At 60.8% G+C, this 13,704-nt stretch carries 13 protein-coding genes and 1 tRNA gene; 8 read left to right on the forward strand and 6 right to left on the reverse strand.

Features of this window, described 5'->3' with window-relative positions; genetic code table 11:
- Positions 1-59: 59 nt before the first annotated feature.
- The gene (locus C7G61_RS03170) at positions 60-1,139 is read right to left on the reverse strand and encodes an LLM class flavin-dependent oxidoreductase (protein ID WP_108512570.1); all 1,080 of its coding nucleotides are present in this window, start codon (positions 1,137-1,139) and stop codon (positions 60-62) included.
- Between the two features lie 140 nt (positions 1,140-1,279).
- On the opposite strand from C7G61_RS03170, the gene C7G61_RS03175 reads away from it, so the two are divergent.
- A complete protein-coding gene (locus tag C7G61_RS03175) occupies positions 1,280-1,687 on the forward strand; it encodes a YccF domain-containing protein (protein ID WP_108512571.1) in 408 nt (135 codons plus the stop codon).
- A gap of 40 nt (positions 1,688-1,727) precedes the next feature.
- On the opposite strand, the gene C7G61_RS03180 is transcribed toward C7G61_RS03175, so the two are convergent.
- Positions 1,728-2,204, reverse strand: a complete 477-nt coding sequence (locus C7G61_RS03180; protein ID WP_108512572.1) for a universal stress protein — start codon at positions 2,202-2,204, stop codon at positions 1,728-1,730.
- 488 nt (positions 2,205-2,692) lie between these two features.
- Here C7G61_RS03180 and C7G61_RS03185 point away from each other — a divergent pair, with 488 nt between their 5' ends.
- From C7G61_RS03185 to C7G61_RS03195, 3 genes are all read left to right on the forward strand, one after another.
- Positions 2,693-3,490, forward strand: coding sequence for a metallophosphoesterase (locus tag C7G61_RS03185; RefSeq protein WP_202975748.1), 798 nt, complete (start codon positions 2,693-2,695; stop codon positions 3,488-3,490).
- Between the two features lie 200 nt (positions 3,491-3,690).
- Positions 3,691-3,767 (forward strand) — tRNA-Arg (locus tag C7G61_RS03190).
- A 259-nt stretch (positions 3,768-4,026) separates the two neighbouring features.
- Positions 4,027-4,653 (forward strand): glutathione S-transferase family protein, encoded by a 627-nt coding sequence (locus tag C7G61_RS03195; RefSeq protein ID WP_108512573.1) that lies wholly within the window; start codon positions 4,027-4,029, stop codon positions 4,651-4,653.
- Between the two features lie 167 nt (positions 4,654-4,820).
- Here C7G61_RS03195 and C7G61_RS03200 read toward each other — a convergent pair whose 3' ends face one another.
- On the reverse strand, positions 4,821-5,282 hold the full coding sequence (locus tag C7G61_RS03200) for a hypothetical protein (protein WP_108512574.1): 462 nt from the start codon (positions 5,280-5,282) through the stop codon (positions 4,821-4,823).
- Positions 5,283-5,404: 122 nt separating this feature from the next.
- Positions 5,405-5,689: a GYD domain-containing protein gene (locus tag C7G61_RS03205; RefSeq protein WP_108512575.1), complete on the reverse strand. Its 285-nt coding sequence runs from the start codon at positions 5,687-5,689 to the stop codon at positions 5,405-5,407.
- Between the two features lie 278 nt (positions 5,690-5,967).
- On the opposite strand from C7G61_RS03205, the gene C7G61_RS03210 reads away from it, so the two are divergent.
- The 4 genes from C7G61_RS03210 to C7G61_RS03225 all read left to right on the forward strand — a co-directional run bounded on the left by C7G61_RS03210 (position 5,968) and on the right by C7G61_RS03225 (position 12,314).
- Positions 5,968-8,754: a UPF0182 family membrane protein gene (locus C7G61_RS03210; RefSeq protein ID WP_108512576.1), complete on the forward strand. Its 2,787-nt coding sequence runs from the start codon at positions 5,968-5,970 to the stop codon at positions 8,752-8,754.
- Positions 8,755-9,118: 364 nt separating this feature from the next.
- Entirely contained in the window at positions 9,119-10,225 is a 1,107-nt protein-coding gene (locus C7G61_RS03215; RefSeq protein WP_108512577.1) for a TRAP transporter substrate-binding protein, read from the forward strand.
- A 104-nt stretch (positions 10,226-10,329) separates the two neighbouring features.
- Complete coding sequence (locus tag C7G61_RS03220) at positions 10,330-10,893, forward strand: TRAP transporter small permease subunit (protein ID WP_108512578.1); 564 nt, start codon at positions 10,330-10,332, stop codon at positions 10,891-10,893.
- Entirely contained in the window at positions 10,890-12,314 is a 1,425-nt protein-coding gene (locus tag C7G61_RS03225; RefSeq protein WP_108512579.1) for a TRAP transporter large permease, read from the forward strand. The genes C7G61_RS03220 and C7G61_RS03225 overlap by 4 nt, the downstream gene beginning before the upstream one ends.
- 126 nt (positions 12,315-12,440) lie before the next feature.
- On the opposite strand, the gene C7G61_RS03230 is transcribed toward C7G61_RS03225, so the two are convergent.
- Positions 12,441-12,725 (reverse strand): GYD domain-containing protein, encoded by a 285-nt coding sequence (locus C7G61_RS03230; RefSeq protein WP_108512580.1) that lies wholly within the window; start codon positions 12,723-12,725, stop codon positions 12,441-12,443.
- A 139-nt stretch (positions 12,726-12,864) separates the two neighbouring features.
- Entirely contained in the window at positions 12,865-13,335 is a 471-nt protein-coding gene (locus C7G61_RS03235; RefSeq protein WP_108512581.1) for a methyltransferase family protein, read from the reverse strand.
- Positions 13,336-13,704 lie beyond the last annotated feature (369 nt).

The following is a 13,704-nucleotide window of genomic DNA, read 5'->3' on the forward strand; positions in this document are numbered from 1 at the left end:
GCGCACCGCAGCAATACGCTCGGATGCACTGCAACATGAGCGCCGCATCTGTCCCGGCGTTACGCCGCCCACCGGCCGCGATTGTTCTCGGCCAGAATGGGCCGGATCAACCGGCCGAAGCGCTCCGCCTCTTCGTCATGCAGATAGCCGGACAGGCAGAAGGAATGGCAGCCGGCATCGATGAATTGCTGCAGTGTCTCGGCACACTGGACGGGATCGCCGACCACGGCGATGCCGGCGCCAGGGCGGACCTTGGTGATGCCGGTCCATAGATGCGGCAGCAGGAGGTCGCCATGCTCGCGCGCAAGCTGCTGCACGCGCAGGTTTGCTTCCGACTTGTTGTAAAGTGTCTGGATTTCCTGCTTCTGCCGCTCGGTGGCGTGGCGCACCAGTTGATCGGCGGCTTCCCAGGCGTCCGCCTCGTTCTCGCGGCAGATCACCTGCAGCCGCATGCCGAAGCCGATGTCGTTTTCGCGGCCATGCGCGCGCGCCATCTCCCTGATCTCGGCAATGTTCGAGGCGATCTTTTCCGGCAGGTCGCCCCAGAACAGATGCACGTCGGAATGCTTCGCCGACAATTCCCAGGCCTGGCGCGAGCCGCCGCCGAGATAGAATTTTGGAAACGGCTGCTGGTGCGGGCGCGGCCGGATATGCGCGCCCGAAAGTTTGTGAAATTTTCCTTCGAAGTTTAGCGGCCCGCGCGTCGTCCACAGCGCTTTCAGGATCGAGACTTCCTCCTCCATCAGCGCGTAGCGCTCTTCCTTCGGGTAGCGCACGCCCTCGCCTTCGACCTCGCTTTCGTTCTGGCCGGCGATCAGATTGATGCAGATGCGCCCGCCCGACATCTGGTCGAAGGTCGAGATCATCTTCGCCAGCAGCACCGGGTTGATATAGCCGGGCCGCGCCGCAATCAGCGGCTTGATCGACGACGAACGCGCCGCCATGAACGCGCCGGTGATCCATGCTTCCCAGCACACCGAGCCGACCGGGATCAGGAGATATTCAAAACCGGCCGCTTCCGCGGCCTGCACCACGCGGTCGCACAGTTCGGGAGAGCCTGGAATCTGCGCGTCCATCAGGCCATAGGCCGTGGTGTCGCCATGCGTGGGCAGATACCAGCCGAATTCGAGCGGACGCATGAACGTTTCTCCCTATCAACGCTTGTTGCTCGGTCGTTAGGCAGACGAGTTTAACGGTTGCGAAGGCCGGGGCAATCGGGTTCCGGTTGCAGGGAGGTTTTCGATTTCAATCGCGCCCACGCCAAGATAGAGTTTTAGCCATGTCACCGGTCTCGCTGCTGCTCAACATCATCTGGATCGTTCTCGGCGGCGCATGGATGGCGTTCGGCTGGCTGGTTGCCGCCGTCGTCATGGCGATCACGATCATCGGAATTCCCTGGGCGCGGGCTGCGTTCAACATCGCGGCCTACACCTTGTTCCCGTTCGGCTTCACGGCGATCTCGCGCGACGCCTATACGGGCCAAGAGGATATCGGCACCGGGCCGCTCGGAGTGATCGGCAACATCATCTGGCTGGTGCTGGCGGGATGGTGGCTGGCGCTCGGGCATGTCATCACGGCCGTGGTGCTGGCCGTGACCATCATCGGGATTCCCTTTGCCTGGGCACACCTGAAGCTTGCCGGAATCGCGCTATGGCCGATTGGCAAGATCATCGTTCCCACGGCTTAAGTTTCAGGTCAGCCCAAAGTCAGCCTAGAGGTAAGACTTCTTATCCCGAGGCCACCGTTTCCGCCGGCTTCAGCCGCTCGAACTCGGCATCGCTGATCTCGGTCTGGGCCACCAGCACGCTGCAGCGCAGGCGCTTGACCAGATAGCTGCCGATCGAGCCGAACCACCGCGCCAGCGGCCCCTGCGGGTGGTGGCCGACGACGACGAGATGCGCGCCGATTTCTTCGGCAACCTCGGCAATTTTTTGCCCGGCATCGCCGACCTCGAGCCGCGCGGTCGGCGAAAATCCCAGCGCCTTCAGCCGCTCGGTGCCTTCGTTCAGGATGGCCTTGTAGTCCTCGGTCTGCAGCTCGATCGGGATCGTCAGCCCGGCTTCGGGCGTCATGATCGAGGACACCTCGACGACAGCCAGCAAAAAGACCTCGGAACGGCAGAGTTGTGCGAGCTTTGCGCCCTCCCGCAACGCGCGCCGCCCCTCGACCGAACCGTCATAGGCGAGAAGAACCTTCTTATACATCGGACGTCCCCATCCATGGTCTAGAAGATCAACGCGTCAAGACTAGCACCAATTGAGGGGAAGGAATCGGAATTTTGCATGGGAAACGCGGGTCACCGGCCGCCATCTTCGTCTCCCCGCCCCCAGCAAGGGGACCGTTGCCCATGCCCGGCCAATCGGCTAGATGAACCCCCGAAGCATCCGTAGCTCAGCTGGATAGAGCGTTGCCTCCGAAGCTGGACTCTCTGCCGAGCGCGCCCGCTCAGATCTCCTTTGGAATCAGTCTCAAACAACCAAGCTCGCGGCCTCGTCGTCAGTTTTCTGGCGTGCGCGAACAATGCAAGGCTTGCCGCGCCAACCAACCGCAAAGATGAGCCAATTGAGTATGTCCAATCAAGGATACGATGTCGTTGGCGATATTCACGGCCATGCAGATCCCTTGCACAGATTGCTACAAAAGCTCGATTATGCCGAGATCGACGGGGTTTTTCCGACATCCAGAACGAAAGATGATCTTTGTCGGCGACTTCATTGATCGCGGCCCGCAACAGCGAGAAGTTCTGCGGGTTGCCCGCGCGATGTGCGAGGCGGGATCAGCCAGCGCGGTCTTGGGAAATCACGAGTTCAACGCCATTGGCTGGGCTACTCAAAGTGAGAATGGGGACTTTCTACGAAGTCACTCTCCGAAGAATGCGCACCAGCACGCGGAATTTCTCCGTCAGCTCGAAGAGAATTCGGCCGCCCACCGGGATGCCGTCAGCTGGTTTAAGAGCCTGCCGGTTTGGTTGGACCTCCCTGGCCTTCGAGTGGTTCACGCTTGTTGGCACGAACCTTCGCGCGAGGTCCTGATGTCATTGTTGGACGAGCGGGGCTGTCTCACGGCGGCAGGAATCCGGGAAAGTTATCGCCATGGAACAGACGCACACGCCGCTGTCGAGATACTCTTGAAAGGCCCGGAGCAGCATCTGCCCGAGGGAATTCATTTCTTCGACAAGGACGGCCACAAGCGGGACGAAGTCCGACTCCGTTGGTGGGATCAAGACGCGAAAACGTTCCGAAGCGCAGCTCTCAGCATGGAAGGGCGAGAAGACGAGCTTCCTGATTCACCTCTCCCCAGAGATTTCCGATACACCGCGAAAAAACCTGTGTTCTTCGGCCACTATTGGCTGCACGGAAGTCCGACGATGACAGCTTGCAATGCTGCATGTCTGGACTTTAGTGTCGCCAGGAAGGGCTATCTAACGGCTTATCGGTGGTCGGGGGAAACTCACTTGCTGAAGAAGAACCTGGTTTCGGTCACGGCTTAGGCGGGCAAACCGCCTGCGGCGCAGCGATTTCGGCCCGCCGCAGCCCCGGCACGTTCGGGCACGTGCTCTTCCAGCGCACCCGACACTGTTCGAACGTGTGACCGACGCCTGGAAAGGGCCACGCAACCCTCCAACCGAGCCTTCCAAGCCCTTAACTGGCCGTTGCCCCTGCCCGGCCAATCGGCTAAATGAACCCCGAAGCACCCGTAGCTCAGCTGGATAGAGCGTTGCCCTCCGAAGGCAAAGGTCACACGTTCGAATCGTGTCGGGTGCGCCACTCTTCGCTGCGATCGAGCGCGCGGGTTTCGCCGCACCTCCGGCAGCCACCATCGGCTGGCCTACAGCGCCGATCCGGCGTGCAAAGTAACAGTGACGTACCACGCCGATGATCTCAAGCGGCAAACTGCGCGCGATCGGCGTCATCGGAACGATGCGATGCTCGCCGCAGAAATACCTGTCGGCAGATCACACGATGATGAAGGCTGTCAGCTGGGTTTCTGTATGCAGATATCTCAACCAAACGCCAAGGGGACCCCATGTATATCCTTTATCACTTCCCATTTTCCCAGCATGGGCGAAGGGTCGTCGCGCTGCTTGAGGAAGCCCGCCTTCCCTATGAATTGCGCATCGTCGACATGGGGGCCGGCCAGCACCTCTCCGACGACTTCCGCAAGGTCAATCCGAACCATCAGGTTCCGGTGCTGATCGATGGAGATCTCACCCTCACCGAATCGAACGCAATTCTGCGCTACCTCTGCGCCAAGCATGACCTCGTTGATTGGTATCCTCCCGCTCCCGATTCGCGCGCCCAGGTGGAGCAATGGCTTGACTGGAACCAATGTCGCCTCGGCCCCGCTGTGGTCGACATCGTCCTCAACAAGGTATTCCTCGGCTCCAACGGCGACACATCCGCGATCGAGCGTGGCGAACGGCGATTGGCGGATGTCGCTCCGGTCCTGGAAACGAGGCTGTCACAGTCTGCTTATGTTGCCGGAGACACGCCAACAATCGCGGACCTGTCGATCGCGTCGAACCTGACCCAACTCCAACTTGCCGACGCTTCGCCAAAGACACCTGCCACCGTTGCATGGCATCGGAAACTGGAAGCACTAAGGGGTGTCAGGGCATCGTGCGCGCCCATGCAGGCCAAGACGAAGAGTTGACGGCCAAATCGTCAGTTTCGATCTGGAAAAGCGGGACGACGGCGTTTGTTCGGCGTCGCGGCCGAGCTAGCGGCGCGGTTCCATCTCGCGCTCGCGCCCGCGGAAATTTGCGGCTCCCCCGTTACCCAGTTTGCAGAACGGCAGGTCTTCAAGTTCGATAAAATCTTTCAACGGCGCTCGTCGCGGGGTTGTTCTCCCGGGCCGTGCTCTCGAGCAATCAAGTCCTCGAGCCATAACGACTCGTTCCCCTCGGCGGGGACGCGCGTCGACTGCAATTGTCTCGTCCAGTTGCACGCTTGCGGGTGATAAAAGACTTCGCGACCACCCTTCGCCAGGATCGCGAAAAAAACATAGCGCTGTCCAGGCTGAAAAAAGAATTCGCAGTCCAGCGTTGCATAGACGTCCATCAGCTTGATGGTGCGCGCGAGCCTTTCCTGGCCTTTCCACACGCGGTCGACCTCAATGAGCCATGCATGGTTTTCTGACTGGACGACCTTGCCGGTAAACACATATTGGGCGCGATCGAAGCCAGCCTCGGGAGAGATCGGATCGCAGCGACATGCGTGTGCAGCGCCAGCGCCCCACACCCAGCAGATCGCCAACACGAGGAGCCTCTCCAGCTTCTTCATTCTTCCCACTACCTTCGCCGGTTCCGCGCTCCCTGCTACTCGCGCCTGAGAAGAATGCCGCACCTCGCGCCAGCGAAGTGGCACAGGTGGTTGGCAGGAAAGCTGCGGCCACCACCCGGCGCTTAGCTCGCTGCGTCCTTGATCGCGGTTTCGAAGGTCTTTGCGTCGAAGGCCGGCATACTTTGGATCCGCCCCAGGCCCTGGGTCGCGTACCAGACGGAGAACGCGAGCATCGCCGCCTCATTCGGGGCATCGACGATGTCGACGAAATCGTAGTAGCCCTGCGTGTAGTGGATCGACTCGATCTTGATGCCCAGCTTGTCGAGCTTTGCCTTGGCCTTGCTGGTCCGATCCGATTGCTTGCTTGCCCACTCCGGGCTCAGATTACCAAGCAGCACATATTTCATGGCTACCTCCACGTGAGGTTGGATCATAAATGCGCGAAGGACCACACGATTATACGCCTTCCGCGGACCGGTGCCATGCCGTTGTGCGTAGCGGGAACCACAAGATACGGGCTCCCCGGCCTATCTCGGCCGACAAGCCCCTACAGCCAGCGCCGTACTCGCGCGCGGTAGCGGCGATAGACGTCCCCGAACTTGCGCTCGAGATAGGCTTCCTCGCGGGTGCAATCCCGACCACGAATCAAGCGGCCGGCGCCCCACATTTCCGCTATAATAGAACCATGACGATCGGGATTACCGGACCCGAACGGAAGGTACCAAGGCAAAGTGCCGTGGTGGGGCTGATTATTGCGGCCGTCTTCGCCGGGATTTGCCTGATCCTGCTCTGGCTCACGAGCGACTTCCTGGTTGACTGGCTGTGGTTTTCCGCGATCGGCTATCCGGAGGTTTTTTGGACGACGATCGGCGCCAAAGCCGTCGTCCTTGTTGCAGTCTGGACCGGAACTGCGGTCGTCCTTTGGTTGAACGGATGGCTCGCGGTGCGCTTTGCCCGACGGCAGCCGCAGCAATCTGTTGCGGCCTTCGTGTGGAATCTTGCGGGCAATGCGCCGCCGCCCGACCTGTTCGCGGTCGTGCGCGATCGGCTGCCGTGGTCCCGGGTTATCGCGGGCGGCGCAGGTTTGCTCGCTCTGCTGGTTGCCGCGGCAGAAGTGACCAATTGGGGCGCCATCCTGCAGTTTTTCTATCACGTCCCCTACGGCGCCGACGATCCGCTCTTCAACAAGGACATCAGTTTCTATCTCTTCGTACTGCCGGTCTATATCCTCATCAAAAACTGGATGCTGCTCACACTCGTTCTGAGCGCGCTTTTCGCCGCGGCGATCTACTGGGTGCACGGCCAGATCGAATACGACGTGCAGCGCCGATCAATGTCGCCGACAGTGATTGCTCACGGCTCGGTGTTGCTTGCTCTCCTCTTCGTCGTGAAGGCCTGGTCGTACATTCTCGACCGCTATCTGCTGCTCTATGGCGACAATGGCGTCGTCGTCGGCGCCAGTTACACTGATGTGCATGTGGGGCTGCCGGGCCTGTGGCTAATGATCGGGCTGTCGATCATCGCGGCGGTTGCTGTGTTGGCAAACCTCCGGGTCAGGACCTACCGGCTTCCTGCCGCCGCGGTCATGCTTGTCGTCATCGGCTCTTTAGTGCTGTCAGGCATAGCTCCCGTGCTATTCCGGCAGTTCTTCGTCAAACCAAGCGAGTTGGAGCTGGAGAAGCCCTACATTGAACGCAACATCGCGCTCACCCGGCAGGCATACAATCTCGATCAGATCGCAGCCAAGCCGTTTGCTGCCGAACAGAAGCTTACCTTCAAGACGCTCGACGCCAACAAGGCGACAATCGAGAATATCAGGCTGTGGGACTGGCAGCCCTTGTCGGACACCTACGCGCAGCTGCAGGAGATCCGCACCTACTACAAATTCCATCATCTTGACGTCGACCGCTATTGGCTCGACGGCTCCTACCAAAGCGTAATGATCTCGGCCCGCGAACTGCGGCCCTCCTTGCTGCCGCCGAATGCCCAGACCTGGGTCAACCGCCACGTGCTGTTTACTCACGGCACCGGCGCGGTGATGAGCCCGGTCACTCGCAAGAGCAGCGAAGGGCTGCCATTCTTTTATTTGCGCGACATACCCCCTGTTGCGGACGGAGGCCCCCAGATCCGCGAACCGCGCATCTACTACGGCGAAGAGCACGACAGTTACGTCATCGTCAAAGGGAGCACGCCTGAGTTCGACTATCCAAAGGGAAAGGACAATGTCTACGCGGCCTATGACGGCACCGGTGGCGTTCCGATCGGATCGATGGTGTGGAGAGGCCTGTTTGCTTATTACTTCAACGACCCGAACCTGGTGCTCTCCAGCTACATTACCGCCGACAGCCGGATCATGATCCGCCGCAATATCCAGCAACGGGTACAAACGATCGCTCCCTTCCTCAGGCTCGATCACGATCCTTATCTGGTCATCAGCGATGGGCGGATGTTCTGGATGCAGGACGCCTATACGGTGAGTTCCTATTTCCCCTATGCAGAGCCGGCGCAAGGGCTGGGCCTCAACTACATTCGCAATTCAGTAAAGGTTATCGTTGATGCCTATAACGGAACCGTCGACTTTTATCTGATGGACACCCGTGACCCGGTCGCCGCAACCTTCCAGCGCATCTTTCCGAGCTTGTTCAAGCCATTCGCGGCGATGCCGCCAGACTTGCAGAAGCACATTCGCTATCCGGAGGACCTGTTCCTGATTCAGGCGCGGCTCTATCAGACCTACCACATGGAGGCGGCCGACGTTTTCTACAACCGCGAGGATCTCTGGCAGTTCCCGCGCCAGCCGGGCGGCGGCGGCGTTGCAACGATGGCCCCCTATTACATCATCATGCGGCTGCCCGGCGAGCCGCAGGCCGAGTTCTTCCTCATGCTTCCGATGGTGCCGAGCCGCCGCGACAACATGATCGCGTGGCTCGCCGCGCGCTGCGACGCGCCCGACTACGGCAAACTGATCGTCTACGAGTTTCCCAAGGAGAAGCTCGTCTATGGACCATTCCAGATCGAAGCGCGGATCAATCAGAGTACCGAGATATCGCAACAAATCACGCTGTGGAATCAGATGGGCTCGCGGGTGATACGCGGTGCGAACTTGCTTGTGATCCCGATCGAGAATTCGATCCTCTACGTAACGCCGCTCTATCTGCGGGCGGAGCACGGACACCTGCCGGAGCTGAAACGCGTGATCGCGGCCTACGGCGAACATGTGGTGATGAAGGAGACGCTCGCCGAGGCCTTGTCAGCGCTGTTCATAGAGCCCGGCGCTGCGCCGGCAGTTTCAACCACGACAGAGGAGAGGCCCGTCACCGGCCCGGCGGCTAATCAGGCACGGGAGGCGCTCGATCGCTACAATCAAGCCGTGGAGCGATTGAAGTCCGGAGATTGGAAGGGCTTCGGCACGCAGTTCGATGCGATGCGCGAGCTTCTGGAGGAAATGAACCGACGCCCCACCGGCCCCTAGAGCGCGATGACTCTTCTTCGAATCGTCATCCCGCTCTATCTCTTCGATTTGAGCATGATCTTCTCGGAAAACCGGTACCCACTTTTCCGGATCATGCTCTAGGGGCCCCGAACCTTCAGTCCAGCGCGGCCTCCGACCCGGAAATTGCGAACGCTGGTGCGGCACCGCGGTGCAACAAGCAGCGGTAAGTCCGTCGGCGCGACCGCGCGCAAAGGCGCGCCACGCTGCTGCGGCCACAAAGCAAGATGACAACTTGACGCTACAGTGGCAGACTTGCTTTCAAGCCAGGCGCGGCACGAAAAGCAAGAAAATAAGAACGAAGCGGACGCGCCAAGGCCACGTCGTCAAAGGGAGGAGATGGCTCATGAAACGCTTGTTTCTGGGATCGATCGCCGTTGCCCTGATGGCATCGGCGCTTGTCGTATCTACCACCGCAGTCATGGCGCAGACGAAGACACTGAAGATGCAGGCCTCATGGCCGGCATCGCTGACGCTCTATGATAATTTCACCTACTTCGCCGAGCGGGTGAACAAGCTGTCGGCCGGCACCTTGAAGATCGAGGCGATGCCCGCCGGCCAGGTCGTGCCGGCCTTCGAGGTGCTGGATGCGACCCACAAGAAGGTGCTCGACGGATCGCATGCGTGGGCCGGCTACTGGACCGGCAAGAGCAAGACCGCGATTCTGTTCACCGGCGGTCCCGGCGGCACCTTCGGCATGGACTACATGGACGTGATGGGCTGGTTCTATCACGGCGGCGGCCTCGATCTTTACAACGAGTTCTACCAGAAGGAGCTCAAGCTCAACGTCGTCGTGTTCCCCATCCTGCCTGCAGGGCCGCAGGCTTTCGGCTGGTTCAAGAAGCCGATCCAGACGGTCGAGGACATGAAGGGAATGAAATGCCGCCAGACCGGCATGGCCGGCGAAGTCTGGCAGGCGCTCGGCTTCACGGTGGTCAACATGCCGGGCGGCGAGATCATTCCCTCCGCGCAGCGCGGCGTGATCGATTGCGCGGAATGGGTCGGCGGCATCGAGGACATGCAGCTCGGCTTCCACAACGTCTGGAAGTACCACTATTCGCCCGGCTTGCATGAGAACGTGACGGTCGGCGAACTCGTGATCAACGGCGACGTGTGGAAGGAGCTCAGCCCGCAGCACCAGGAAATCATCAAGTCGGCGGCCAACGAGACATTCCTCGTCTGGTGGACCAAGTGGCAGCGCCAGAACGCCGATGCGCTGATTGAGATGCAGCAGAAGCACGGCGTACAGATCCTGCGCACGCCGACCGAGATCCTGCTGACCTTCATCAAGAAGTGGGACGAGATCGCGGCGGCCGAGGGCGCCAGGAACCCGTTCTTCAAGAAGGTGCACGACTCGCAGAAGGCTTATGCCAGCGCTGTGGTGCCGTACAAGCGGTCCTATTTCCCGCCATACTCCTTCATGGCGAACTACTACTTCCCGGTCGAGAAATAGGCTTCTTGCGAGGGCGGTCGGTTCGACCGCCCTCCATTCGCTCGCAGCCGATCTGCGTCCGCCCGCAAGGCGCGCCGCACGAACGGCCGGTGGTAGGGGGAGGGATGGCTGAGATAACAGACAGGCAGTCGCCGGCGCTGCTGGCCATAATCCGGATCATTGACGGCTTCACCGATCGAACCGGCACGATCATCTCGTGGCTGGCGGTGCCGCTTGTCCTGGCCGTCGCCTACGAGGTTGGAGCGCGCTACCTGTTCAACGCTCCGACCATATGGGCCTACGACGCAACCTACATGCTCTACGGCTCGCTGTTCATGCTCGGCGCGGCTTACGCGCTGCACAAGGGCGCTCACATCCGCACCGACTTTTTCTGGGAGAAGTTCTCCATCCGCAGGAAGGGCCTGATCGACACGATCTCCTACATTGTCTTCTTCTTCCCGAGCCTGATCATGCTACTGCTGATCAGCTGGAACGAGTTTCACTACTCCTGGCAGATCAACGAGATGTCAGACCAGACGCCGTGGCGGCCGGTGCTGTGGCCGTTCAAGTTCGTCGTACCGCTCGCCTGCCTCTTGCTGCTGATTCAGGGCGTGTCCGAGTTGATCAAGAGCATCTACATGGTGCGCACCGGCGTCGAGCTCGAGCACAAGGAGAAGGTCGAGATATGACCGCAGACGCGCTCATCGGCGTCATCATGCTCCTGGTGCTGCTCGGAGCGATCTTCATCGGCGTGCCGATCTCGTTCACGCTGCTGTTTCTCGCCTTTGCGTTCGGTTACCTGGGCATGGGCGCGACGGTCTTCGACCTTGCCTACTTCCAGACCATCGGCCTGATGAAAGAAGAACTGCTGGCCGCCGTGCCGCTGTTCATCTTCATGGGCTTCATCACCGAGCAGGCGGGGCTGATGGAACGCCTTTTCACGGCGTTCCGCATGCTGCTTGCACCGGTGCGCGGCGCACTCTTTCTCGTCGTGATCCTGACCTCGACCGTCTTCGCGATGGCGACGGGCATCGTCGGAGCCGCCGTCACCGTTCTTGGCATCATGGCCTCGCCGATCATGACGAAGGCGGGTTATGACGCCAAGCTTTCAGCGGGCACCATTACTGCAGGCGGCACGCTAGGCATTCTCATTCCCCCGTCGGTCATGCTGATCGTGATGGGGCCGGTGCTCGGGGTGTCGGTCGCCGATCTCTATGCTGCAGCCTTCGGGCCGGGTTTCCTGCTGGCCGGCATGTACATCGCCTACCTAATGATCCGCTCCTTCATGAACCCCAAACTCGGGCCGCCGGTGCCAATGGACGAGCGGATCTACTCGATGGGGTACATTGCGCGCGAGGTGATCGTCGGTACGCTGCCCCTGCTCGGGCTCATCACGGCGACGCTTGGCTCGATCATCGGGGGTCTTGCGACGCCGACGGAGGCCGCCGGCATCGGCAGCGTCGGCGCGCTGATCCTGGCCATCGCATATGGCAGGTTCTCGCTCGGCGGACTGCAACGAGCGCTGATATCGACGATGGCGACGTCGAGCATGGTCCTGCTGCTGGCGGTCACGTCGAACATTTTCGGGGCGGTGTTCGCTCGCCTCGGCTCGGCGAACTGGATCACCGAGACGATGCTCGGCCTCCAGTTGCCGTCCGGGCTCATGCTGATTGTCGTGCTGTTGCTGATTTTCCTGCTGGGCTGGCCGTTTGAGTGGCCAGCCATCATCCTGGTGTTCCTGCCGATCTTCTACCCCGTCGTGAAGGGCATGGGCATCGACCTCATATGGTTCGGAGCATTGGTTGCAGTGGTGCTGCAGACCGCCTTCCTGTCGCCGCCGGTCGCCATGTCAGCGTACTATCTCAGGCAGGTAGTCAAGGGCTGGAGTCTCGCGACGATTTACGCCGGCATGTTCCAGTTCATGATCCTGCAGGTGATCTGCGTCGGGCTGATGATCGCCTTCCCCGGCATTGCGACCTGGTTCCCGCATACGCTGCACGAGGCATCCCGCAGTCAGGTGATCCCCGAGGCGCACAGGAAAATCCTGGAACAGCAGAAGCTGGCGCCGTCCCTGGAAGACGACGACTGGTTGACACCAAAAAAGAAGTAGCCGGGCGTCGGCCGATTGAGTCGGCTCCTCCGGTTTCGCGCTACTCGCGCCTGAGAGGAATGCCGCACCTCGCGCATGCGAGTGGCACAGGTGGTTGGCAGGAGAGCTGTGGCCACTACCCGGCGCTTAGCTCGCTGCGTCCTTGATCGCGGTTTCGAAGGTCTTTGCGTCGAAGGCCGGCATACTCTGGATCCGCCCCAGACCCTGGGTCGCGTACCAGACGGAGAACGCGAGCATCGCCGCCTCATTCGGGGCATCGACGATGTCGACGAAATCGTAGTAGCCCTGCGTGTAGTGGATCGACTCGATCTTGATGCCCAGCTTGTCGAGCTTTGCCTTGGCCTTGCCGGTTCGGTCCGATTGCTTGCTTGCCCACTCCGGGCTCAGATTACCAAGCAGCACATATTTCATGGCTACCTCCACGTGAGGTTGGATCATAAATGCGCGAAGGACCACACGATTATACGCCTTCCGCGGACCGGTGCCATGCCGTTGTGCGTAGCGGGAACGGCAAGATATAGGTTCCCCTGCCTATCTCGGCCGACAAGCCCTACAGCCAGCGCCGTACTCGCGCGCGGTAGCGGCGATAGACGTCCCCGAACTTGCGCTCGAGATAGGCTTCCTCGCGGGCGATCACACCGTAGCGGATGACAAGCGCGAAGGGCACCAGCGTCGTCAGCAGCCAGAGGCTATCGAAGGCAATGGCCAGGCCGATGAGCCCCAGCACCATGCCGAGATAGATGGGGTTGCGCGTGAAGCGGTAGGGGCCGGCCTCGACGATGGTCGTGGTCGGCAGGTTGGTGGGCACGTTCGAGCCGGCCCGGGTCATGGTAAAGATCGCCCACGCGAACAGCGCCAGCGCAAGGACAAACACTATTGCGCCGAGCCAGCCTGCAGATATCGCGGCCGGCAAGAACGGCAAGGGCATGAGCCAGTTTAGCGCGAGCCCGGCCAACACCGCGAGCGCCCACGCGATCGGCGGCCGGACAATGACGCCAGCGGTATCTGTCGTGTCAGCCATGGCGGGACCTGTGAACCTGCGCTCCTTTTGATGTGGCCAGCTGAAGACTGTTTGCAAACGTAGCGCAAAATCGCAGGCAGTCCGACATTTCCCGGCTGGATTCCCGGCGCCCTTGTAGAAGCACGATGCCTCAGCGCTGATATCGGCTCCCGCTCGGGATTCTTGCCGCAACGTCAGGTCGGTTTTTCTCGAGCCAGGCCAGAGCCTCCGGACCTTCGACGATGCACTCGAACGTTTCCCAGGTTGGGTCCTCGAGGGATTCCGGTTGAAGCCGCTCTGCCGCGTACGCAACGAGTTCGTGCAAGCGTTCGTATCCTCGTCGGCCCTCAAGGGATTCCGCAACCGCCGTGCTGGCCCACCCTCGCTGGG

Source organism: Bradyrhizobium algeriense (assembly GCF_003062295.1).
Taxonomy (GTDB): domain Bacteria; phylum Pseudomonadota; class Alphaproteobacteria; order Rhizobiales; family Xanthobacteraceae; genus Bradyrhizobium; species Bradyrhizobium algeriense.

Coding starts and splice junctions, on each gene's coding strand:
- C7G61_RS03210 (WP_108512576.1), top strand. CDS start 5,968: ATGACGATCGGGATTACCGGACCCGAACGGAAGGTACCAAGGCAAAGT.
- C7G61_RS03185 (WP_202975748.1), top strand. CDS start 2,693: ATGATCTTTGTCGGCGACTTCATTGATCGCGGCCCGCAACAGCGAGAA.
- C7G61_RS03180 (WP_108512572.1), bottom strand. CDS start 2,204: ATGTATAAGAAGGTTCTTCTCGCCTATGACGGTTCGGTCGAGGGGCGG.
- C7G61_RS03230 (WP_108512580.1), bottom strand. CDS start 12,725: ATGAAATATGTGCTGCTTGGTAATCTGAGCCCGGAGTGGGCAAGCAAG.
- C7G61_RS03175 (WP_108512571.1), top strand. CDS start 1,280: ATGTCACCGGTCTCGCTGCTGCTCAACATCATCTGGATCGTTCTCGGC.
- C7G61_RS03200 (WP_108512574.1), bottom strand. CDS start 5,282: ATGAAGAAGCTGGAGAGGCTCCTCGTGTTGGCGATCTGCTGGGTGTGG.
- C7G61_RS03225 (WP_108512579.1), top strand. CDS start 10,890: ATGACCGCAGACGCGCTCATCGGCGTCATCATGCTCCTGGTGCTGCTC.
- C7G61_RS03170 (WP_108512570.1), bottom strand. CDS start 1,139: ATGCGTCCGCTCGAATTCGGCTGGTATCTGCCCACGCATGGCGACACC.
- C7G61_RS03235 (WP_108512581.1), bottom strand. CDS start 13,335: ATGGCTGACACGACAGATACCGCTGGCGTCATTGTCCGGCCGCCGATC.
- C7G61_RS03220 (WP_108512578.1), top strand. CDS start 10,330: ATGGCTGAGATAACAGACAGGCAGTCGCCGGCGCTGCTGGCCATAATC.
- C7G61_RS03205 (WP_108512575.1), bottom strand. CDS start 5,689: ATGAAATATGTGCTGCTTGGTAATCTGAGCCCGGAGTGGGCAAGCAAG.
- C7G61_RS03195 (WP_108512573.1), top strand. CDS start 4,027: ATGTATATCCTTTATCACTTCCCATTTTCCCAGCATGGGCGAAGGGTC.
- C7G61_RS03215 (WP_108512577.1), top strand. CDS start 9,119: ATGAAACGCTTGTTTCTGGGATCGATCGCCGTTGCCCTGATGGCATCG.